At 68.8% G+C, this 21,922-nt stretch carries 16 protein-coding genes; 10 read left to right on the top strand and 6 right to left on the bottom strand.

What is annotated here, in order from left to right; all coding sequences use genetic code 11:
- The 5 genes from cobA to AC1DZV_RS12725 all read left to right on the top strand — a co-directional run bounded on the left by cobA (position 1) and on the right by AC1DZV_RS12725 (position 4,496).
- On the top strand, positions 1-1,035 hold the full coding sequence (gene cobA, locus AC1DZV_RS12705) for a uroporphyrinogen-III C-methyltransferase (RefSeq protein ID WP_476953839.1): 1,035 nt from the start codon (positions 1-3) through the stop codon (positions 1,033-1,035).
- A gap of 92 nt (positions 1,036-1,127) precedes the next feature.
- The gene (locus AC1DZV_RS12710) at positions 1,128-2,282 is read left to right on the top strand and encodes a uroporphyrinogen-III synthase (RefSeq protein WP_476953888.1); all 1,155 of its coding nucleotides are present in this window, start codon (positions 1,128-1,130) and stop codon (positions 2,280-2,282) included.
- Between the two features lie 184 nt (positions 2,283-2,466).
- The gene (locus tag AC1DZV_RS12715; protein ID WP_476953840.1) at positions 2,467-3,366 is read left to right on the top strand and encodes an FAD-dependent oxidoreductase; all 900 of its coding nucleotides are present in this window, start codon (positions 2,467-2,469) and stop codon (positions 3,364-3,366) included.
- A 160-nt stretch (positions 3,367-3,526) separates the two neighbouring features.
- The gene (gene deoC, locus AC1DZV_RS12720) at positions 3,527-4,225 is read left to right on the top strand and encodes a deoxyribose-phosphate aldolase (protein WP_028278361.1); all 699 of its coding nucleotides are present in this window, start codon (positions 3,527-3,529) and stop codon (positions 4,223-4,225) included.
- 52 nt (positions 4,226-4,277) lie between these two features.
- Complete coding sequence (locus tag AC1DZV_RS12725; protein ID WP_028278362.1) at positions 4,278-4,496, top strand: hypothetical protein; 219 nt, start codon at positions 4,278-4,280, stop codon at positions 4,494-4,496.
- A gap of 71 nt (positions 4,497-4,567) precedes the next feature.
- Here AC1DZV_RS12725 and AC1DZV_RS12730 read toward each other — a convergent pair whose 3' ends face one another.
- Both AC1DZV_RS12730 and mfd read right to left on the bottom strand, forming a co-directional pair.
- Positions 4,568-5,398, bottom strand: a complete 831-nt coding sequence (locus AC1DZV_RS12730; RefSeq protein WP_476953841.1) for a metal-dependent hydrolase — start codon at positions 5,396-5,398, stop codon at positions 4,568-4,570.
- Between the two features lie 4 nt (positions 5,399-5,402).
- Positions 5,403-9,074, bottom strand: a complete 3,672-nt coding sequence (gene mfd / locus AC1DZV_RS12735) for a transcription-repair coupling factor (protein ID WP_476953842.1) — start codon at positions 9,072-9,074, stop codon at positions 5,403-5,405.
- Positions 9,075-9,321: 247 nt separating this feature from the next.
- Between mfd and AC1DZV_RS12740 the strand changes: the two genes are divergently transcribed.
- From AC1DZV_RS12740 to AC1DZV_RS12760, 5 genes are read left to right on the top strand one after another with little or no spacing between them, the layout of a single operon-like run.
- Entirely contained in the window at positions 9,322-10,887 is a 1,566-nt protein-coding gene (locus AC1DZV_RS12740; RefSeq protein ID WP_476950442.1) for an SDR family oxidoreductase, read from the top strand.
- A 47-nt stretch (positions 10,888-10,934) separates the two neighbouring features.
- Complete coding sequence (locus AC1DZV_RS12745; RefSeq protein WP_476953843.1) at positions 10,935-11,432, top strand: DUF2505 domain-containing protein; 498 nt, start codon at positions 10,935-10,937, stop codon at positions 11,430-11,432.
- A gap of 4 nt (positions 11,433-11,436) precedes the next feature.
- On the top strand, positions 11,437-11,658 hold the full coding sequence (locus AC1DZV_RS12750) for an SCO4848 family membrane protein (protein ID WP_476950440.1): 222 nt from the start codon (positions 11,437-11,439) through the stop codon (positions 11,656-11,658).
- A 54-nt stretch (positions 11,659-11,712) separates the two neighbouring features.
- Positions 11,713-12,081, top strand: a complete 369-nt coding sequence (locus tag AC1DZV_RS12755) for a VanZ family protein (RefSeq protein ID WP_476953844.1) — start codon at positions 11,713-11,715, stop codon at positions 12,079-12,081.
- A 28-nt stretch (positions 12,082-12,109) separates the two neighbouring features.
- Entirely contained in the window at positions 12,110-13,423 is a 1,314-nt protein-coding gene (locus AC1DZV_RS12760) for a UDP-glucose dehydrogenase family protein (protein WP_476950438.1), read from the top strand.
- Between the two features lie 10 nt (positions 13,424-13,433).
- Here AC1DZV_RS12760 and sufU read toward each other — a convergent pair whose 3' ends face one another.
- From sufU to AC1DZV_RS12780, 4 genes are all read right to left on the bottom strand, one after another.
- Positions 13,434-13,889: a Fe-S cluster assembly sulfur transfer protein SufU gene (gene sufU / locus AC1DZV_RS12765; RefSeq protein WP_476950437.1), complete on the bottom strand. Its 456-nt coding sequence runs from the start codon at positions 13,887-13,889 to the stop codon at positions 13,434-13,436.
- 11 nt (positions 13,890-13,900) lie between these two features.
- On the bottom strand, positions 13,901-15,208 hold the full coding sequence (locus AC1DZV_RS12770) for an aminotransferase class V-fold PLP-dependent enzyme (protein ID WP_476953845.1): 1,308 nt from the start codon (positions 15,206-15,208) through the stop codon (positions 13,901-13,903).
- A gap of 1,126 nt (positions 15,209-16,334) precedes the next feature.
- Complete coding sequence (locus tag AC1DZV_RS12775) at positions 16,335-19,058, bottom strand: helix-turn-helix transcriptional regulator (RefSeq protein ID WP_476953846.1); 2,724 nt, start codon at positions 19,056-19,058, stop codon at positions 16,335-16,337.
- A 71-nt stretch (positions 19,059-19,129) separates the two neighbouring features.
- A complete protein-coding gene (locus tag AC1DZV_RS12780; RefSeq protein WP_476953847.1) occupies positions 19,130-21,871 on the bottom strand; it encodes a LuxR C-terminal-related transcriptional regulator in 2,742 nt (913 codons plus the stop codon).
- Between the last annotated feature and the right edge of the window lie 51 nt (positions 21,872-21,922).

Genomic DNA, 21,922 nt, shown 5'->3' on the forward strand with positions numbered 1-21,922 from the left:
ATGCAGCTCACCATTGACCTCACCGGACGCGAAGTCCTGGTCACGGGCGCGGACCACGCCGCACGTCAGGCCGTGCGGCGCTATGAGGCGGCCGGCGCCGTCGTGTTCCGCCTCAGCACCCCGCAGGGCACCGGCATTGACGGCCCGCTGCCCGAGCGCCCGTTCCTGGTGGCGGCGGTCGACGACGGCCAGCCGGGCTGGGAGGCCCTCCTGGGCCGGTGCCGCGCCACCGGCATCCCGGTCGCGGCCGAGCCCCCGGCCGGCCCGGCGGGCCACGTCACGTTAGTCGGCGGCGGACCCGGGACCACCGAGCTGCTCACGGTCGCCGCCGTCGCCGCCCTGCGCGATGCCGACGTCGTCTTCTACGACCGGCTCGCCCCGTACCAGGACCTGCCGTCCCTGACCTCGGCTGAGCTCGTGGATGTGGGCAAGAAGCCCGGCCACCACAAGGTCAGCCAGGCCGACATCGAAAAGCTCATGGTGGAAAGCGCGCTGGCCGGCAACAACGTGGTCCGCCTCAAGGGCGGGGACCCCTATGTGTTCGGCCGCGGTGGCGAGGAAGTCGCGTCCTGCGTCGCGGCCGGGGTTCCGGTCCGCGTCATCTCCGGAGTCACCAGCGCCATCTCGGTTCCGGCCGCCGCCGGCATCCCGGTCACGCACCGCGAAGTCAGCCACATGTTCACCGTGGTCTCCGGCCATGCCCCGCTGACCGAGAACGAACTGACGCACCTCGCCGGGCTCGGCGGAACCATTGTGGTCCTGATGGGCATCGGCACCCTGCACCACCTCGCAGCCGGACTCCGCCGGGCCGGAATGCGGGCCGACATGCCGATGGCTGTCGTCGAACGCGGCTACCGCCCCGGCCAGCGCACCACGATCGCCGAGCTGGGCACCATCACCTCCGCAGCCGCTGGCTGCAGCAACCCCGCCGTCCTGGTGATCGGGGACGTTGTCCGGGTGGCCGAAGCCAACCGGGGCTGTGCCGGGGCCACGGCAGAGCTCGACCGTCTGGCCGCATCACTGATGGAGGCGTAAGGATTCCCATGAGCGCATTGAACGCCGTCGCCGCAGCCCTCCCGGAGCCCGGCGCACCGTTGTCCCCCTTGAACCCCGCCCTAGCCTCCGCACTGACCGCCGGCGGCCCCGCCGGCGCCCCCGCGCCGGAACCCGCCGAGGACGCGACCGACCGGGACCTCCCCCTGGACGGCTTCCGGATCGGCGTCACCTCGCACCGCCGTTCGCAGGACCTCATTGAGGCCCTGGAACGCCGCGGTGCCGAGGTGCTTCACGCCCCGGCACTGAAAATCGCCCCGGTCCGGGAGGACCAGAGCCTGATCGAGGACACCCGGGCGATCATCGCCGCCCGGCCCGATCTTTGCATCGCGACCACCGCCTACGGCATGCGCCGCTGGTGCGAGGCCGCGGACACGTTTGGCATTGGCGACCAGCTGTTGGAGACCCTCTCCGCCACCCGGATGTTCGTCCGCGGGCCCAAAGCCCGCGGCGCCGTGCGCGCCGCCGGGCTCGCCGACGTCGGAATCAGCAGCGACGAAACCACGTCCACGCTCGTGGACATGCTCCTGGCCGAGGGTGTGCGCGGCAAGACAGTCGCGGTGCAGCTGCACGGCTACACCGATGTCCGCCAGCTCGAGCGCCTGCGCATGTCCGGCGCCACCGTCCTGACGGTCACCCCGTACCGCTGGGTCAAGCCCGACGGCGCCGACCGGCTGCCCAAGCTGATCGAAGCCGCGTGCAGCGGCAACCTGGATGTCCTGACCTTCACCAGCGCGCCTGCCGTGGACGCCATGTGGAGCACGGCCCACGAGATGGGCGTCTACAAACAGCTCGTGGAGAGCCTGAAGACCACTGTGGCGACCGCCGTCGTCGGGCCCATCACGGCGCAGCCGCTGCTCGATGCCGGGCTGCACCCGCTGATCCCGGAACGGTTCCGGATGGGCGCCCTGATCCGGCTGGTCTGCGAGCACCTCGCGCTCAACCACGTCCGCCGGCTCGACACCGTTTCCGGCAGGGTGGAGCTGCGCGGCCGCTCGCTGCGCATCAACGGCGAGCCGGTCGAGATGGCGCCCGCACCGCTGTTGCTGCTGCGCGCGCTCATCGGCGCCGGCGGGGCTGTGCTCTCCCGCGAGGCGCTCTCGGACCTGCTGGAGCTGCGCGGTTCCGTGCATGCCCTGGACATGACCGTCAGCCGGCTGCGGTCCGCGCTGCCGGACACCCGGCTGGTGGAAACCGTGGTGAAACGCGGCTACCGGATCAGGGTCTAACCCAACGCGGAGTGCCGGCCTTCGCGACGGTGTGACCCACGGCATTACCGGCCGGTAAATACTGGCGAACGGGCAGGGCAGAAGCGGCAACACCCGGGAAACACCCCGGAAAAATCGGACGCCTACGCTGGGGTTCATCAAGCACACCGGCCACACGATGGCCACCCAGCGAAAGGGCCAGCACATGTCCGCTCCGGAAATGTCTCCCATCTCCACTTCTTCCCTGACAGGCGCTTCGGCTGCCGCCTCCACCACGGCCGCCCGGCCCAGGATCGTCATCGCCGGCGCCGGCCGGGCCGCCCAGGCGCTCGTCCGGCAGCTCACCCGGACCCCGTTCGCCGGCGCCATCACGGTCCTCAGCAACCGGGACGACGCCCCCGAGGAATTGCTGGAGCTCGCCGTCCTGCCCCAGGTATCCGTTCGCTTCGGCCAGCCGGCCAGCTATATCGACGCGGAAAACCGCCGCGTGACCACCGCCGACGGCATGGAGTTCGACTACGACGAGCTCGTCGTCGCCACCGGGTCCGCCCCCGCCGAGGCACCGGTGGAAGGTGCCGCCCGCTGCCTGAGCTATTCCACGATCGACGACGCCGCCGGGCTGGGCGAGGCCGTCAAGGACGTCACCCGGGTCCTGGGCCGCCGCCCCCTGGGCATCCTGGTCGGCACGGGTTCGGCCGCCGGCCAGGCCGAGGCCGTGCTCCGGTCCCGCGGCGTCCGCCCGGTCCGCACGACCGTGCGTCCCGCCGCCGTGGTTCCCACCGCCGCCGGGTCCGCCCTGCCGGCGTCGGGCATCGTCTTCGAGGACGGCTCCAGCATGAACGGTGACCTCGTGATCCTCGCCGAGGAGCGCATCGCCCGCGACGAGCTGGCCGCCACGGCCGGGCTCGCCACCGCTGCCGGCGGCGGGATCGTCATCGGCCAGGACTTCCGCACCTCCGTGCCGGGCATCTGGGCGATCGGTGACGCGGCAGCCTACGACGGCGTCCGGCTGGGGCTGCTCGTGGCCTCCGGTTCCGCGGCGTCGGTGTGCGCTTCCCAGTTGCTTCAGGCCGCCATGGGCCGGCCCCTGGCGGCCGCCGCCTGACGTGCCCGGGAGGCCCGGCCGGGGGCATCCGCCGTGCACATTCCTATGGCAAGATGGTTCCCTGATAAGCCGCGCACCACGCGGCGCCGCCAGGGCCCGCAGGCCCACAAGGCCCGGGAAGGGACCGCCGCGTCCCAGGCCCGCCACGAAAGGGACCACCATGAGCCAAGAAGCCGCCACCGGGGGAACGCCCAACATCGCCTCCTACATCGACCACACCCTGCTCAAACCGGAGGCCAGCGAGGCGGAGATCCTCAAGGTCTGCGCCGAGGCGGCGGAGTACCACTTCAAGTCGGTCTGCGTGAACCCGGTCTGGGTCAAGACCGTCAAGAAAGCGCTCAAGGGATCCGGCGTCCTGACGTGCTCCGTGGTGGGATTCCCGCTGGGCGCCACGCCGAGCGACGTCAAGGCCTTCGAGGCCCGCGGCGCGGTCCTGGACGGTGCCGAAGAAGTGGACATGGTCATCAACATCGCCGCGGCCCGTGCCAATGACAAGGGCGCGCTGGTGGACGACATCGCCGCCGTCGCGGCCGCCGTGCACGAGGGCGGAGCCATCCTGAAGGTCATCATCGAAACGGCGCTGCTGGGCGATGACCAGAAGGTGCTCGCCTGCGAGGCCGCGGTGGAAGCCGGGGCGGACTTCGTGAAGACCTCCACGGGTTTTAACGGCGGCGGGGCCACTGCCGAGGACGTCGCTCTCATGCGCCGCACCGTCGGCCCGGACCTGGGTGTCAAGGCCTCCGGCGGCGTGCGTTCCCTGGCCGATGCTCAGGCTATGATTGCTGCAGGTGCAACACGTATTGGCGCCAGCTCCGGTATCGCGATCGTCAAGGGTGAACAGGGTTCGTCCGCGTACTGACCGTGCCGGCACCGCCCACAGTTTTGAGCCCCCCGGGGCCGAGGAGGAACGAATGTCCAGCAACACCACCCCGCAGACCGAGAACAGCCTCGGCTCGACCATCGTCATCTTTGCCGCGATGATGGTCCTGTTCCTCGGTGCGATCTACTCGCTGTCCTTCCTGACGCTGGAAAACACCTGGCCAATGGCCGTCTGCCTGATTCTCTTCGCCGCCGCGTTCTGGATCCCGCAGACCCTGCTGGGCCGCTCGGATTCGGCCGGCGAAAACTAGGCCACTCCTGACCCGTAAATGACAGAAGCTCCGGTTTATCCGGAGCTTCTGTCATTTAACCGGTGGCAGTCCTAGCCGGGCACCAGCGCGAACAGGCCTTTGACCAGCCCCGCGCCGAGCGCCAGGGCCGCGGGGAAGTGCGCTTTGGCCACCGCCAGGCCGGCGCCAAACATCCCCACCATGGCGTAGCCGCTCACCGGGATCAGGACGAACCATTCCCGCCGCGAACCCGCCCGGCCCAGCAGCGGAATGGAGAACGCCCCGTTGGCCCTCCAGATGTTCTTCAGCAGCGGCAATTTCCGCAGGACCTTGGGCGGCTTGATCACCAGGGGCCAGAGCAGCGGCACTCCCCCGGTGGTGATCATGTCCCCCACAATGTGCACCAGCACCCCGGTAAGCATCGAAACCGGCAGCCAGGTCCACTGGTGCGGCGCGAACCACGTCACGAGTCCGGCCATGAGCAGCCCGACGATCCAGTTGCTGATCCAGCCGAATTTCGGGAAGAGTTTCAGTGCCTTCGCGGCGATGTTGATCATGAACATGCACAACAGGCCAGCCCCGACGGACAGCAGACCCCACTGGGTCTGCACCTGCCACTGCCCGGCGATCGTGGCCAGCAGCACGAAGAACGCCGCGCCCAGCACCGAATGAGTGCCCTGCCGGTGGCCCCCGCTGGCGTTCTCAATGCCGCGCGCCACCAGGTTGGACAGCGGCGGCAGCGCGTGCGCCACCGTGCTGGCGCGGTGGTCCCAGTCGCAGACCAGCGCGGTCCCCGCCGTCGCCATCGCGCCGATCACGATTCCGGTGGGATCCAGCGGGTACCAGCCGAGCGCATACGGGCCGGTCGAGGCAATGGCTACCCACGCCGCGGCTCCCGACGCGGCGTGATGTCCTCCCATCATTCTTTTATTTCACCGCCGGTGTGGCAGAGACAGGGGCGTCGGAGAAGATGTTGCGAATCACGCCGTTGGCCCACTCCAGGATCTCGGCGTCCTGCAGGTCCCGGCCGCCGATCCTGGCGGTCTTGGGTTTCGGTACGAGCACGGCGTCCAGGGCCGGCTTCGCCTGCGCGCCCGGGTACATCCGGGTCAGGCGCATGAGCTTGGACTCGGGCAGCTGCGCCGGGGAGAACTTGATGAAGTTGCCCTGCAGCGCGACGTCGGACAATCCGGCCTCGCGGGCGCCCACCCGGAACCGGGCGACGTCGATCAGGTTGGTGGCCGGCAGTGGCAGTTCGCCGTAGCGGTCCACGAGTTCCGCGAGGACCTCCTCGATCGCCTCGTAGGTGATGGCGCTGGCGAGTTTGCGGTAAGCCTCCAGGCGCAGCCGTTCGCCCGGCACGTAGTCGTGCGGCAGGTGCGCGTTGACCGGCAGTTCGATCTTCATTTCGGCGGCCTTCTCCTCCGCCTCGCCCCGGTATTCGGCCACGGCCTCGCCGACCAGCCGGATGTAGAGGTCGAAGCCGACGCCCTGGATGTGGCCGGACTGCTCGCCGCCGAGCAAGTTGCCGGCGCCGCGGATCTCCAGGTCCTTCATGGCCAACTGCATGCCGGCGCCGAGCTCGTTGTGCGTCGCGACGGCCTTGAGCCGTTCCAGCGCCACCTCGCCCAGCGGCTTTTCCGAAGGGTAGAGGAAGTAGGCGTAGGCGCGTTCACGGCCTCGTCCTACACGTCCGCGCAGCTGGTGCAGCTGGGAGAGGCCGTACTTGTCCGCGCCGTCCACGATCAGGGTGTTGGCGTTGGAGATGTCCAGGCCGGTCTCGATGATGGTGGTGCAAACCAGGACGTCGAAGCGCTTTTCCCAGAAGTCCACGATGATCTGTTCCAGCCGGCTCTCGGACATCTGCCCGTGCGCCACCTCCACCCGGGCCTCCGGGACAAGTTCGCGGATCTTCGCCGCGGTGCGGTCGATCGTGGACACCCGGTTGTGGACGAAGAACACCTGGCCTTCGCGCATCAGCTCACGGCGGATCGCGGCGGAAGTCTGCTTGTCCGTGTACGGGCCCACGTACGTCAGAACGGGGTGCCGTTCCTCCGGCGGGGTGGCCAGGGTGGAGGTTTCGCGGATGCCGGTCAGGGACATTTCCAGGGTGCGCGGAATCGGGGTGGCGCTCATGGCCAGGACGTCGACGTTGGTGCGCATCTTCTTCAGCGCTTCCTTGTGTTCGACGCCGAAACGCTGCTCCTCGTCCACGATCACCAGGCCGAGGTCCTTGAAGCCGAAGTCCTTGGACAGCAGCCGGTGCGTGCCGATCACGACGTCCACGGAACCGGCCTTGACGCCGTCGGCGGTTTCCTTGGCCTCCTTGCCGGTCTGGAAGCGGGACAGCGGCTTGACGACGAGGGGGAAGCCGGAAAACCGTTCGGTGAACGTCTCGTAGTGCTGCTGGGCGAGCAGCGTGGTGGGCACCAGCACGGCGACCTGCTTGCCGTCCTGGACCGCCTTAAACGCGGCCCGGACAGCGATCTCTGTCTTGCCGTAGCCGACGTCGCCCGAGATCAACCGGTCCATCGGGATCTCCCGCTCCATGTCGGCCTTGACCTCGTTGATGGTGGTCAGCTGGTCCGGGGTCTCCACGTATGGGAAGGCCTCCTCCAGTTCCCGCTGCCACGGGGTGTCCGGGCCGAAGGCGTAGCCGCGGGAGGCCATCCGGGCCGAGTACAGCCGGATCAGCTCGCCGGCGATCTCCTTGACCGCCTTGCGGGCCTTGGACTTTGTGCTCGCCCAGTCCGCGCCGCCCATCTTGCTCAGCGCCGGAGTGTCGCCGCCCACGTACCGGGTGACCTGGTCCAGCTGGTCGGTGGGCACGAAGAGCCGGTCGCCCGGGGCCCCGCGCTTGGACGGGGCGTACTCCAGAACCAGGTATTCGCGCATGCCCTCGCCGCCACCGGCAACCTTGCGCTGGATCAGTTCCACGAACCGTCCGATGCCGTGCTGTTCGTGCACCACAGAGTCCCCGGCCACGAGCTGCAGCGGATCCACGGCATTCCGCCGCTTGGACGGCATCCGGCGCATGTCCTTCGTGGAACCGGCCGAGGTCCGGCCCAGCAGGTCGGCCTCGGTCAGCAGCGCCAGCTTGAGCGGATCCAGGACAAAACCGCGGCCGACGGCGGCGGTGGTCACCTCGATCAGCCCGGCCTGCGGATCGGCCTCGAGCGTGTCCACCCGCGCGCACGGGATGTCGTTGTCGTGGAAGAGTTCGGCGAGGCGCTGCGCCGGGCCCGGGCCCTCGGTGACCACGACGATCCGCCACTGGTCCCGGACGCGGGAGCCGATGAAGTCCATCATTTCCGCCACGTCGCCCTGGTAGCCGCGGGGTTCCCGGGCGTGCAGGTTCAGCACGTCGACGTCGGGCAGCAGCTCCTCGTCGCTGGCCAGTGATGTGATGGACCACCAGGAGACGCCGTGCTCGAGGGCGGCGGTGCGGGTTTCGGTCAGCGAACGGAAGCTGGCCGAGTGCAGGGCAACGGATGCCGCGGAAGTTAAATCGAGGGGTGCGGTGCCGCCGTCGGACGCCGTGGACCAGGCGGCCTCGAGGAATTCCTCGTTCGTGGCGGCGAGGTCGTGGGCCCGGGTGCGGACCTTCTCCGGCTCGATCACCACCGCGATGGAACCCGCCGGGAGCTGGTCCAGGAACGGCACCATGGCGTCCACCAGCACGGGGGCCAGCGATTCCATGCCCTCGACGGCGATGCCGCCGGCGATTTTCTCCAGCATGTCCGCGGCGGCCGGGAGCTGGGACTTCAGGGTGGCGGCGCGGGACATGACGGAGGGTGTGATCAGGATTTCGCGGCACGGCGGGGCATGGAGTTCGGTGGGATGGTGCAGGCCGGGTGCGGTCAGCGAGCGCTGGTCGGCGACGGCGAACCAGCGCATCTGGTCCACCTCGTCACCAAAGAACTCGACCCGGATGGGGTGGTCCTCGGTGGGCGGGAAGACGTCCAGCATGCCGCCGCGGACGGCGAATTCGCCGCGGCGGGTCACCATGTCCACCCGGGCGTAGGCGGCGTCGGCCAGGCTCTTGACGACACCGCTGAAGGGGGCCTCCTGGCCGACTTTCAAGGTCACCGGAACCAGTTCGCCGAGGCCGGCGACGATCGGCTGCACGACGGCGCGGACGGGGGCCACCACCACGCGCAGCGCACCGGCGGTGGCCGATTCGGGGTGCGCGAGCCGCCGCAGCACAGACAGCCGCCGGCCCACGGTGTCCGAGCGCGGGGAGAGCCGCTCATGCGGCAGCGTCTCCCAGCTGGGGAACTCCGCGATCGTCTCGGCCGGCAGGAAGGCGCGCAAGGCCTCGGTCAGGTCCTCGGCCTCGCGGCCGGTCGCGGTGACGGCCAGGACCACGGGCACTCCCCGGCCAGCCCCTGCAGAGCCGGTTTCGTTTCCCGCCAGGGCCGCGAGTCCGTCCGCCATTTCCGCGAGCAGCGTGGACCGCATTCCGGCCGGGGCACTGATCTGGTAATCCTCGCTGCGGGCCGCGAACCCGCGGGCGGCCTCGGCCTGGATCCGGGCGTAGTTCCGGTCTTCGGCGAGGACACGGCGCAAACCGGTGAGAGAGGGGCCGTTGAGGCTCATAGCTGTTGCTCCTGATGGGATCACGGGGTGCAGGCAACACGAATAGCCGAAATTCGCGAGAATCCCGGGCCCTCCAAGCCTACCGCGGAGCCTCGGGGCCCGCCGACGGGCCCGGCCGGCGGGACCTGCCCGGGGCGCCGCCGACGGGGCTAGGCTGGCTTCAGGAGCGGGCGGCCCATCCAACGCGGGCCGCGCACCGAATGGCTTGGTAGGCCACCCGCCAACTGCTGGCTGACAAGGAGTCACCATGAACGCCACAACCGCAACCCCCGAACCCGCTGGAACTCCTGTTCCAGCCCCGCAGGCAGCCACCGCAAAGGCCGCATCCCCTAAGACCGTGCTCGTCACCGGGGCCACCGGCTACATCGGCGGCCGGCTTGTCCCCCGGCTCCTGGAAGCCGGGCACAGGGTCAAAGTCGTGGTCCGCACCCCGGCCAAGATCGCCGGCGTGCCCTGGCTGGACGACGTCGAGGTGATCCACAGCAGCCTCGACGACGGGGACGCCCTGCAGGCGGCGCTCGACGGCGTCGACGTCCTGTACTACCTGGTCCATTCCATGGCGGCCGGGGCCGGCTTCGAGGCCAAGGAAAAGACGATGGCCGGGACGGCCGCCCGGGCCGCGGCCGCCGCCGGAGTGGACAGGATCGTCTACCTCGGCGGCCTGCACCCGGCCGGGGCTGAACTGTCCACTCACATGCGCTCCCGCGAGGCGGTGGGGAAGGTGTTCCTGGACAGCCCGGTGGACGCGTTGGTGTTCCAGGCCGGCGTCGTGATCGGCTCGGGCTCGGCGTCGTTCGAAATGATCCGGCATTTGTCCGAGACGCTGCCGCTGATGCCCGCCCCGAGCTGGGTGCGCAACAAGATCGAGGCGATCGCGGTCCGTGACGTCCTGTACTACCTCGTGGCGGCGGCGTCGCTGGAAGGACCCATCAACCGGACCTTCGACATCGGCTGCCGTCAGGTGCTCAGTTACGCCGGAATGATGCAGGAATACGCCGCCGAGGCCCGCCTGCCGCACCGGGTGGTGCTGGCGCTGCCGGTGCCGGCCCCCAAACTGGCCGGTCTGTGGGTGGCACTGACCACCCCCATCCCGCTCTCCATGTCCCTGCCGCTCGTCGAATCACTCCAGCACGACGCCGTCGCCGCCGAACACGACATCGACGCGTACATCCCTGCGCCGGAGGGCGGCCTGACCCCCTACCGGCGGGCCGTGGCCCTCGCCCTGGGCAAGGAACGCGACGGCCAGGTGGAGACCACGTGGGCCAGCGCCGGCGTCGACGCCGATCCCCTGCCGAGCGACCCGGACTGGTCCGGCCACGCCGTGTACGTGGACGAGCGCAGCTTCCAAAGCGATGTGGACCCCAAATATGTGTGGACCATCATCGAAGGAATCGGCGGCCGGAACGGCTGGTACTCCCTGCCACTGGCCTGGCAGGTGCGCGGCTGGCTGGACAAGCTCACCGGCGGGGCGGGGCTGCTGCGCGGCCGCCGGCACCCGCACCTGCTGGCCGAGGGCGAGGTGGTGGACTGGTGGCGGGTCGAGCGGATCGACCGTGGCCGGTTGCTGCGGCTGCGGGCCGAAATGCGGGCCCCGGGCCGGGCCTGGCTCGAACTTTCGGTGGAGCCGGAGGGGACGGGCAGCCGCTACCGCCAGCGCGCCATCTTCTTCCCCAAGGGCCTGAGCGGCCGCCTCTACTGGCTCGCAGTGCTGCCGTTCCACAGCGTCATCTTTCCCGCCATGTCGCGGAATATCACGGCCGCCGCCCGGGATCTGGAAAACCTCGAATCGGAGCCAGCCCGCCACACCACGTAGGATGTTGGAGCCCGAAACGTCCACTTCCACATCATGGAGGACCCCCTATGGCCCTGAGTGCATCCACCACCGTTCCGCACAGCGTCGACCGCGTCACCGCGGTTTTMGTCAATGAAGACTTCCTGCGCCACACGAGCGAACTCGTCGGCGGCACCCTGGAATCCTTCGCCATCGACGGTGACACCGCCGGCGCTTTCAACACCACCACCGTGCGGACCATCCCCACCACCCGGATGCCCGACATTGCCCGGAAATTTGTTGGCGAAAGTCTGAAGGTGACCCAGCTGGAGGCCTGGGAGGCCCCCGCCGCCGACGGCTCCCGGCAGAGCAAGATCTCCCTGAAGGTCTCCGGCGCCCCGCTGGACGTGAAGGCTGTCCAGCGTCTCGTGTCCGACGGCGGCAACACCCGGATCGAGCTCGAGGGCGACGTGACCTCCTCGGTGCCGTTCCTTGGCGGCAAGATCGCCGACGCCGCAGAACCGATGGTCGGCAAGGCCCTGAACCTGCAGTCCCAGCAGGCCCAGGCCTGGCTCGAAAGCCACTGACACCGTGGAACTGCCCGCGGTCCTCGCCGTCGTCCTGATCGTCGCCGGCGTCTGGTCCCTGATTGTCTGGCCGCAGTTCCTGCGCCGGGTCATGAAGGATCCGCGTGCCCGTGACGCCAACGGCAAGGCCACGCGCTTCCTGACCGTCCATGTGGTCCTGGTCAGCATCTCCATGCTGCTCGGGGCCGCGACGGCGGCGATTGGCGTGGCCGGGCTGCTCAGCTAGCATCCGGCACACCGGCGGCGGCACGCGCACACTGCGCCGATTGCCTTCTGGCCGGTGCCCGTTGACCGGGGCGCGGCCACTTACCTCATGCGGTGGCTCCGGCAGCTGCACAGCTGGGGCGTTCCTCCCTGGTTCGACTACGGGGTGGTGGAATTTTCCTCGAACGTGATCCTGTTTGTTCCGCTGGGCGCCCTGGTCGCCATCATCCTGGGCTTGCGGCTCTGGTGGGGCGGGGCCGTTGCCGGGTTCATCCTCGCCGTCGTGATCGAACTCGGCCAGATGGCGTTCCTGCCGGCGCGCTTTCCGTCCGTCGCCGACGTCGCCGCCAACACGATCGGCGCCCTGGCCGGCGCGCTCGCGGCCAGGCTGTTCATGGCACGCCGTGAGGCTGTGCGATCCCGACGTCCACCACGTACCCTGTGAACAGGGCCGACGGGAGGAAATCGGAACTATGCGGATCTCGGTTATTGGTTGCGGTTATCTGGGCGCGGTCCATGCCGCATGCATGGCAAAGCTGGGTCACGACGTCGTCGGAATCGACGTCGACGAACACAAGGTGGCACAGCTTTCAGCAGGCCACGCCCCCTTTTACGAGCCCGTGCTCGACGAACTCTTGTCCCAACTTGAGGAGTCGGGCCGGCTGCGGTTCACCACCGACATGGCGGCCGCCCGCGGCGCCGAGGTCCACTTCATCTGCGTCGGAACGCCGCAGAAACGCGGCGAAAACGGCGCCGACCTGCGCTATGTCGACGCCGCCGTCGCCTCGCTCGCTGAATACGTCTCCCCCGGCGACGTCGTCGCCGGCAAATCCACGGTGCCCGTGGGAACCGCCGCGGGCCTGGCCGAAGTGCTGGCGAACGCAGAGCCCGGAGCCTCGCTGGTCTGGAATCCCGAGTTCCTGCGCGAAGGCCATGCCGTGACAGACACCCTGAACCCGGACCGGTTTGTCTACGGCACGCCGGACGGCAACGAAGACCATCCCGCGGTGGCCGTCCTCGACAGGGTCTACGAGACTCCCCTCGCGGTCGGAACACCCCGGCTGGTGACGGATTACGCCACGGCGGAACTGGTGAAGACGGCAGCCAACTCGTTCCTCGCGACCAAGATTTCCTTCATCAACGCCATGGCCGAGGTCTGCGAAGCCACCGGCGCCGACGTCACCCGGCTGGCCGATGCGATCGGGCTCGACGAGCGGATCGGGCGGAAGTTCCTGAACGCAGGCATCGGATTCGGCGGCGGGTGCCTGCCCAAGGACATCCGTGCCTTCATGGCCCGCGCCGGCGAGCTGGGGGCGGACCAGGCTCTGACCTTCCTGCGGGAAGTGGATGCGATTAACATGCGGCGCCGGACCCGCGTGGTGGAGCTGACACGCGAACTGTGCGGCGGGTCCCTGCTCGGCCAGCGGGTCGCCGTCCTGGGCGCGGCGTTCAAGCCCGAAAGCGACGACGTCCGGGACTCCCCCGCGTTGAGCGCCGCCGCGCAGCTGCAGCTGCAGGGCGCCGTGGTGACGGTCACCGATCCCCAGGCCCTGCCCAACGCCGCCAAGCGCTTCCCCGAACTCCAGCTGGAACCGGACCTGGAGACGACGCTGCACCGGGCCGATGCCGTGCTGCTGCTGACCGAGTGGCAGGCCTACCGGGAGCTGGATCCGCACGCGGCCAAAGCGCTCGTGTCCGCGCCGCGCATCCTGGACGGCCGCAACGTCCTGGACCCTGCCAAGTGGCGGGCGGCCGGCTGGACCTATAAGGGCCTGGGCCGGCCCTGATGTGTTGCCGTCAGGCCGTCAGCGCCTGGCCGAGGGCGTCCTCCGTGGCCACCCAGGAGAGCATGGCGCATTTGACCCGGGCAGCATAACGGGACACGCCCTCAAACGCCGCGGCGTCGCCCAGCACCTCCGGGTCGGCCGGCACCTTGCCGCGCGAGCGCAGCACCTCGCGGAAGCTGTCAATGACGGTGCTGAGTTCCTCGACCGTCATGCCCTCAGCGAGGTCTGTCAGCACGGACGCCGAGGCCATCGAGATCGAGCAGCCGTCGCCGTCCCAGCGCAGCTCGCTGACCTTCCCGCCGGCCACGGACACCCGGACCGTGATTTCGTCGCCGCAGGTCGGATTCAGCTGGTGGGACTGGCCGCAGCTGGCCTCCTTGGGCGCGTCCGCGGCGGCCAGGCCGCTGCCGTGCCGGGCCTTGGCATGTTCGAGGATGATCTGCTGGTAAAGCTGGTCGAGACTCATGGATGTCCGTCCTAGGCTTGGAAGTAGGCACGGACATCGGCGACCGCGTTCAGGAACGCGTCCACATCGTCCGTGGTGTTGTAAAGGTACGTACTGGCGCGCGTCGTCGCCGCCAGCCCGAGCCGGCGGTGCAGGGGCTGGGCACAGTGGTGGCCGACCCGCACGGCGATGCCGCGGCTGTCCAGGAACTGGCCGACGTCGTGCGCATGGACGCCCGCGACGTCGAATGCCGCCAGGCCAATCCGCTCCTGCCCGGCCGCCGGACCCAGCACCCGGATCCCGGGGATGGACTCCAAGCCGCGCACAAGGCGCTGGCCGAGTTCGGCTTCCCAGGCGTGGATGCGGTCCATTCCGGTTTCGCTGAGGTAATTTACCGCCGCGGCGAGTGCCACGGCCTGCGAAATGCGCTGGGTGCCGGCCTCGAAGCGTTGCGGGCTGGGCAGGAAACCCGCCCGTTCCATTGTGACGGTGGTGATCATGGAGCCGCCGGTCAGGAACGGCGGCATCGCGTTGAGCAGCTCCGAGCGGCCATAGAGGGCGCCGATGCCGGTGGGGGCAAGCATCTTGTGGCCGGAGAACACCGCGAAGTCGACGTCGAGCGCCTTGACGTCCAGGGGCAGGTGCGGTGCGGACTGGCAGGCGTCGAGCACCACGAGGGCCCCCGCGGACCGGGCCAGGGCCACCAGGGCGGCCACCGGGTTGATGGTGCCGAGGACGTTTGACGCGTGCGTGAACGCCAGGACGCGGGTGCGCGGGCCGATGATGCCGGCGGCGGCCTCCAGGTCAAGGGCACCGGCGTCGTCGATCGGGACGAACTTCACGACGGCGCCGGTCCGGGCCGCCAGCTCCTGCCAGGGGATCAGGTTGGCGTGGTGCTCCATCTCCGTGACCACGAGCTCGTCGCCCGGGGCCAGGGCGAACCGGGCCGCTTCGGGTCCGGCGCCCGGCAGGGACGCATTGAGGAAGGAGTAGGTGAGCAGGTTCAGGCCCTCCGTGGCGTTGGAGGTCCAGATCAGCTCATCCCACTCCGCCCCGACGAAGTCCGCCACCGTTTCCCGGGCGTTTTCGAACGCCTCGGTGGCCTCGACGGCGAGGTGGTGTGCCCCACGGTGGACCGCGGAGTTCCGCTGTTCATAGAATTCCTGCTCGGCCTCGAGCACGCTGAGCGGGTTCTGCGAGGTGGCACCGGAGTCCAGGTAGACGAGCGGCCTGCCGTTGACGTGCTGCTGCAGAATGGGGAAGTCATTGCGGATCCTCAGGACCTCCTCGTTTCCGAGTACGGCGGCAGAGCGGCGGAGATGGGCTGGGGTGGCAACCATGGCGGAGACTCCTGGATCGGCGTTCGCTGCGGCGTACACCGCGCCGGCCAGGCGGCCAGCGTGCAAAATACGTCACACAGATTAAACCTAATTATCCCACGTTCCTGCAGCCCTCCCGCGCGGCCACCCTGCGGACCCGCACACCGCGGAACGCGCTCACCGCGGAACGCGAGAGGAGGTCCGTGCCTCGGAAGCCGGCTCGAGGGGCCATCGGCTCGCGCGGCGGTGCCCTTCGGCGGCCAAGACCCGGACCGCGACGGGAGCATTGCCCGAGGGCAGCTGCTAGCAACGCCCAGCCAGGGGGTTGGGCTGGTGCTGCCCGAAAATGGCAATCGACGAACGATAGGGGCCGCGGCGATGATCGCAGGGGCCGCGGCTGTCCGTCGCCGGGACCCATTGGCGGGAGCCGTGGGCCGACAGGGGCGCCGGAACATCGGCCGGCTCTCACTGCTTCGGCGCAAGGCCTGCGCGACATGCCGGCGCTTAACGCCAGGGCCGGCGAAGGCTTGCACACATGACGTCGTCACCCGCCGCTACCCCGTGCGGCGATGCCCGACGGCGCCCGTGTCAGGGTCGCGCTTCTCGATGGCGCGGACCCGCGCGTAGACCGATTAAGGGAGCCGGCGGCGGCTGGGGGGAGAGCCTCGGTCTCAGAAGGCTCTGACGCCGCCGGCTCCGACCTTGGCGCGCGGCTGCCGGTTGAGGCACCGCACGATTCCAATGAAGGAGTTAGTGGGAAAGATTACGGCCCGATCACCTCTAATGGTGGCAGTGGCTGCATCCGCAAGCAAGGAATTTGAGACCACACTTTCCTCGGGCCATGCTTGCGGTTGCTGACCGCCCTCAAGTTCCTCATCTTGAGACCTTTGTGAGCTGGTCGGGTGGAGCTGTTCGGGTTGGTGTTGTTCGGGGTGGTGTTGTTCGTGGTGGTGTTGTTCGGGGTGGTGTTGTTCGTGGGACTGGCTTAAGTCAATCGCCCTAACGGACTCTGCACACGAGTAGCGTTTACCCGACTTCTGACGCCCTACTCGCCATGGCACTACTTGGAGCTACTCCCGCTGTTCCCGCGGGCCACCCGCGCTGTACGCACGCCACAGCAATGTCAGGCCATGCGGGGCCGGGCCGGTCAGGAGGGCAGCGGGCCGAGGTCCAGGAGGTCCGCCCGCCGGCCCACGCCGAGCTTGGCGAAGATCCGGGACAGGTGCCCCTCCACGGTCCGAAGTGACACACAGAGCGCTGTGGCGATCCCGGCGTTCGTGGCCCCGCCCGACACCAGTTCCAGGACTTCGGTCTCACGGGCAGTCAACGGGGTGCCGTAGTCGCTGCGGACGACCTCCAATTGTGACAACATTCCGGCTTCCACTAAGCGGTGATGGACCCGGCGCTGGACCGCGGTAAGCCGCCACCGCTCCGGGTCGTCTGCCAGGATCCGCTCGGCCTGCTGGGCGGCCTCAAGGGCAAGGAGCCCGTGCCCTGCATTGAGCGCGTCGTCGCTGATGCCGATGAGGTCGGACGCATCCGACGCCGACACCGCTCGCGCGTAGGACTCCACCAGCCTGGCCTCCGGGCCGTCGACTGCGCCGCTGCTGAGGGCGAGGGCCTCAGCGCCTGAGGTGTCACCGCCGCGGAGCGCGAGCCGCCTGATATCGGTTTCAACGCCCCGCAGGCTCTCGTGCAGGGCCTCGTCCGCCAGCCGCGCCAAAGCCCCGGCACTGCTCCCTCCGGGCCCTTCTCCGGGCTCAGCCGCCCGGCAGTACGCCTCTGCCAGCAGGTGAAGGGTTTTCGGCTCCCGGTACACCGAGAGCCGGTAGGCGAGCACGTGCTGGCTGGCCTCATGGTGGCGTCCGACGGCGCCTGCGGCATAGGCCGCGACGGCGCGCGCAAACGGCAACAGACCTAACGGGTCGGCGATAGTAAGCTCTTCGACACCCAGCCGAAGTTCGGCCAGGCTTTCACGCATCCTGCCCTGGCGCAACCGCGAGTATCCCCGCATGAGGTGCAGCATGCCGCCGCTGTACAGCAGCCGCCCAGGCTCACGGGCCGCGTAATCGTCCAGGACATTTCCGAGCCGGTCCCAGTCGCCGGCCCAGATCAGATTCAGGCAGTGGCGCACCACGAGGTCCTCGTAGACCAAGGGAAGTTCCAGGCTTGCGGTCCGGGCACCGCCCCATGCCTCGCCGTCCAAACGCAGCCCTGCGCGGAGTTGACCTTGGGCGGTCAAGAGTTCGGCGAGGAGGGAAACTGCCGGGACCCGGATTTCGGGATAGGCGCCGGCCGCGGCGATGAGTTCGCGCAGGACGGTTCCAACTGCCACGAACTTGCCGTCCCATGAGTGACTCAGAAGCTCTGTGGCCAGCCCCCCGGCGGCTGTCACGTCCGACGGCTGTCCCGCCGGAGCGCGTCCGGAAAGGTCGGTGCACGTCGCGAAATCCGCAGACAGTGAATCCCGGGCCCGCGATTCCAGGAGCCCTGTTTCGATGGGCAGTTCAAAGGCCGGGGGGTGCGTGCCGGCGTCGGGATGCTGTTGCCGGGCCGGCGTTGCGGACCCGAGCCGGGCTGCCAGGAGGGCAGCCAGGTAGGACGGCCGTCCGGAGGGCACCGGCTGTGCGGACTCCAGACACGCCACAGCGGCCTCGGTGTGCCCCGCGATGAAGTGCGAATAGGCCAGCTGGATCCGGGCCTCGGGGAGGAACCGGGCGTCCCGGATGGCGCCAGCCACCCGGCCCGCGGTCGCAGGGTCCAAGTCCGTGTTCGCGGCAACAGCGGCCTGCAGGAGCTGGATCGGAGGGATCTCTACGCCGCAGTCCATGGACCAGCGCAGCCGGTTGAGGGCCGCTCCCGGCGCCGCGGCCCGTGCCGACGGAAGCGACAACACGCTCGAACGCAGGGCCGAACTGCGGCCGGCCGGGACCCGCTGGCGGATAATCTCGCCAAGGATCGGGCTGGCGGCCCGTACCAGCCGGTCATGTCCCGTGGAGACGGCAATGATGCCCGCGGTGTCCAGGGCATCGACGGCCTTGGGACCACTGATCCGCAGAATCTGGGACAGGGATAGCGGTCCGGCCATGGCAACGATCGTGGCGGCAGTCTTTTCCTCCGGTGTCATGGAGCGCAACTGCCGGTCCACAACGTCGGCGGCCGGAACTTGGGCCATGTCGGGGTTGGTCAGCAGGAACCATACTCCGTGCCGGAGGCCCAAGGCGCCGCTGGCCCGGGCATGCTGGATCAGGGACATCAGCATGAGCGGATTGCCGTCGGCCGCCTTATAGAACAACGCACTGACCCACGGAGAGACGTCGGCCCGCAGGACCTGCTCACACAGTTGGTGGGTTCCGATCCGGCTCAGCGGGTAAAGGTCGAACTTGGAAATTATCCCGTCGTCCCAAAGCGCGAGGAACTCTTCCGGAATCATCGGCCCGGGACGGCAGGCCACGAGGATTCCCGCGGCGCCGGTCGCTGCCGCCTGCGCCAACTGCCGGACGGTCCCATGGTCGAGGCAATGCGCGTCGTCGACCACAAACAGAGGGCGGTCCGCCTCGGATTTCAGGCTGCGCGCCATCGCTTCCACGACGGCTGCGTAGGAGTCGAGTTCCCGGTCAGGAAGCCGGGACAAGTACGGCGCCAGGGCACCGAACGGAACGCTGGCCAGAGCCGAAGTGGCGGTCAGCCGAATCAGGTGGCGGTGGGGCTCGAGTTCGCGGATGGCGGCCTTGAGGACGGCGGTCTTGCCCGCGCCCGCGCCGCCGACGATGAGCGCACCTGATCGGGTGTCGTCACGCAGGCAACGCACCAGGTCCTTGACCAGCGCCGAGCGCTCGATCAGCGCCGAGGTCTCAGCCAGGCTTTCCATCGCCGGTTCTTCCTGCCAGTTTCTGCCCGTCTTGAACAGCCGTCCGGGTTGCCGCCTGCAGTCTGCCGGGCTCAGCCGAGCCTGGCGCTGTCTGCCGGAGTCGAGATGACATCTTTAAGTTCCGATCGGCTGGCGACGTGCAGCTTCGAATACACCTGATAGAGGTGTCCCTCCACGGTGCGGACGGATACGTGCATCTGTTCCGCGATCTTGCGGTTGGACGTACCGGCAGCGGCCCGGACCGCCACTTCACATTCCCTCGCCGTCAGGGTTGAGGTTGTGAGCGACCGCAGCCCGTTCTTCGGACTGCCGAACTTGTCATCGAGGGACTGCTGCGCCCGCTGGGCGATCCGCAGCGCGATGCGGTTGCCGGCGTCGTTTGCGCAGCCGACGGATTTCCGCACCGCGTCCCTGGCGAACACGGTGTTGCCGCATGCCTCAGCTTCCTTGGATGCTGCCAGTAACTGTTCGCTGTCAGCCTCGCGCATGCCTTCGGCCAGCCGTGAGCACAGGGCCGCGAATTGTCCGGTCACCCTCCCGCTCAGGCTGCCGAGCTTCTGGCCCGCCTGGCGGTCTCCCAACCGGGCCGCGGCGGACTGGAACAGTAGCGCGGGGGCCAGCGCTGACGTTTCGGCGTCGTTGCCCGCTTCGGCCGAGAGCGCGCGGATGGACGTTGCCCTCTGGCCGAGCTCGGCCTGGGCCGAAAGTTCGAAATAGCGTGTGAGCCGTTCCACCAGCCAGGCCGCGGGCGGCCGGGCCTGGGCAAGATCGTCCAGTAGCAGGCCAGCCTGTTCCTCTTCGCCCTGGAGTGCGGCGGCATAGGCACACACGGCGGCGGCCAGGCCGCCCAAAGCGTCGGGATCCTGCGCCCGGAGCTGCCACCGGCCTGCCTGGAGCCGGGACAAGGCGTCGTCGAGGTGTCCGGCATGCAGGTCCATGACGCCGTGGCCGATCTCAAACATCCCGCCCAGCCTGGTCTGGGGCTCTGCGCCGCTGTACGTGTCCTCGAGATAGACGGACGTTTCCCTGAACTTGCCTGAGAGCAAAAGGAGGAGGAGGAATCTGCCCCTGATCTCACGAACCGCATGGTCCGTGAGCCGCACGCCGGCTGTGGCCGCCAGGATCTGCTTTCCAAGTGCGAGCGCCCACACGACGTTGCCGGTGACGGCCAGGGCCTCGCTGCGCACGCTGGCGGTCAGGATCCTTGGTTCGCTGCCCAGGTCCCCCGCGTCCACGCCGTCGGTTATGGCCAAGACCTCGTCGTAGCGCCCACGGAAAGCGGCGAGTTCAGCCTCCGCCAGACGCAGCCGCTCCCGGGCTGCAACTGCAACTGAACTCTGCGCGGCGGGCTCGGCAGCCAGCCGCTCGGCGAACTCCTGTATCCGGGCTTCGGGGTCGGCGCCCGGGGCGGTGCTGCGTTTGTCCAGTTCCACGCGCAGCAGCTGCAAGGCGGTCCACTCGGTCAGGGGAAGCTTGGCGCATGCGCCGTCATCCAGTGCCTCCAGAACCCGGCGTGCGGACTCCTCGTTGTTCACCGAGACGTGGGCATTGACTGTTTCGATGGCCATCAGGGCGGCGGGTTCGCTTCCTTCGACCTCCTGGACAAATCGCAAGGCGGCCGCGTGGTCGGATGCACCGTTCGCGGCGCGGGCAGCGGCCAGGGCGACCTCGGAGCTCACCTCTTCCCCGCAGTCCAGAGCCCAGGCGACGCCGGCCGAGCCGCCGGTGTCCAGCGTGTCCGATTCCTGGAGCACGGCCGTGAGCCGGCGGCGGAGTTCGGCGCTGCGCCCGGGCGGGACCACGTTGGCGACAATGCCGGCAGTCACCGGATTGGCGATGCTGACCATCGGCGGATGATCGTGGGTGACCCGGATCAGGGCCCGCTCCTGGAGCGCGTCCATATCCTGCGGGTTGGCGATGAGCATGAGGGTCTGCAGCGGGACTGCCCCGGCGAGTGCCAGCAGTTCAAAGACGTCGCGCTGGCCGTTGCCGAGCCGGTTGAGGCGCGCCTTCACGACGTCCCGGATCTCTCCGGTCAAGGCGATGGGGCCGTTCCCCAGGAACCACACACCGTCCTGGCGGACCACTGTGCCCAGCTTGATCTGCTCCCGGGCCAGGGAATGGAGGAACAAGGCGTTCCCCCCGCTCGCACTCCAAAGCGCCCGGGCAGCGGTCAGGGAGAACCGGCCGCCGTATTCGTGGTGCAACGTTGCTGCCGTCTCTGCGAAGTCGAACGGTCCGAGGTCCACCCGTCGGAGCAGGTCATCCTTCCACAGGCCCATGATGTCCCCGCCGATGTGCGGCATGTCAACGCACGCCGCCAGCAGCGTGACATGGGACCCGGCGCTCAACTGGGCCACCATCATGCTGGAGAGCTCGTCGAGGTCATGGGCGTTGTCCACGAAGAGGACGATTGGCCGGCCTTCGGATTTGTTGTGGAGCAGCTGGGTCAGTCCGCGCAGCACCATCAGCGGGTGCTCGAGGTGGGAGGCGTCGAGGTCGTTGAGCAGGACGCTCAAGGCCCCGTAGGGAAGCTTTGAGGATATGGAGCTGCCCCTGACCTGGACTACCAGGTACTCGTCGCCGAGCTGCTCCAGGGCGCGCTGGGCGATAAAGGACTTGCCGGCCCCGTGGTCGCCCACGAGTACGATGCCGCAGCCGGAACCCGACGTCAGGGTCTCAACGATGTCGGCAACGACCTCCTGGCGGGTGAAGGGTCGGTCCTTACTGCGGCCATGACCGTTTCTTTGCGCCGGAAACACTATTTCTGTCTGGCCGCTGCCCGCAGGCAAGCCGGCGTCTTGCTGGAACATATAAGAGACCTTCGCAATCAAAGTGTGAGCGGTGATACCTCAACGGTAGGG

It is taken from the genome of Arthrobacter sp. P1_D12 (assembly GCF_056406175.1).

Excerpts from the sequence above, each read along its gene's own strand:
- sufU (WP_476950437.1), bottom strand. The coding sequence starts at position 13,889 with ATGAGTCTCGACCAGCTTTACCAGCAGATCATCCTCGAACATGCCAAG.
- cobA (WP_476953839.1), top strand. The coding sequence starts at position 1 with ATGCAGCTCACCATTGACCTCACCGGACGCGAAGTCCTGGTCACGGGC.
- AC1DZV_RS12715 (WP_476953840.1), top strand. The coding sequence starts at position 2,467 with ATGTCCGCTCCGGAAATGTCTCCCATCTCCACTTCTTCCCTGACAGGC.
- AC1DZV_RS12770 (WP_476953845.1), bottom strand. The coding sequence starts at position 15,208 with ATGGTTGCCACCCCAGCCCATCTCCGCCGCTCTGCCGCCGTACTCGGA.
- deoC (WP_028278361.1), top strand. The coding sequence starts at position 3,527 with ATGAGCCAAGAAGCCGCCACCGGGGGAACGCCCAACATCGCCTCCTAC.
- mfd (WP_476953842.1), bottom strand. The coding sequence starts at position 9,074 with ATGAGCCTCAACGGCCCCTCTCTCACCGGTTTGCGCCGTGTCCTCGCC.
- AC1DZV_RS12780 (WP_476953847.1), bottom strand. The coding sequence starts at position 21,871 with ATGTTCCAGCAAGACGCCGGCTTGCCTGCGGGCAGCGGCCAGACAGAA.
- AC1DZV_RS12775 (WP_476953846.1), bottom strand. The coding sequence starts at position 19,058 with ATGGAAAGCCTGGCTGAGACCTCGGCGCTGATCGAGCGCTCGGCGCTG.
- AC1DZV_RS12760 (WP_476950438.1), top strand. The coding sequence starts at position 12,110 with ATGCGGATCTCGGTTATTGGTTGCGGTTATCTGGGCGCGGTCCATGCC.
- AC1DZV_RS12740 (WP_476950442.1), top strand. The coding sequence starts at position 9,322 with ATGAACGCCACAACCGCAACCCCCGAACCCGCTGGAACTCCTGTTCCA.
- AC1DZV_RS12725 (WP_028278362.1), top strand. The coding sequence starts at position 4,278 with ATGTCCAGCAACACCACCCCGCAGACCGAGAACAGCCTCGGCTCGACC.
- AC1DZV_RS12730 (WP_476953841.1), bottom strand. The coding sequence starts at position 5,398 with ATGATGGGAGGACATCACGCCGCGTCGGGAGCCGCGGCGTGGGTAGCC.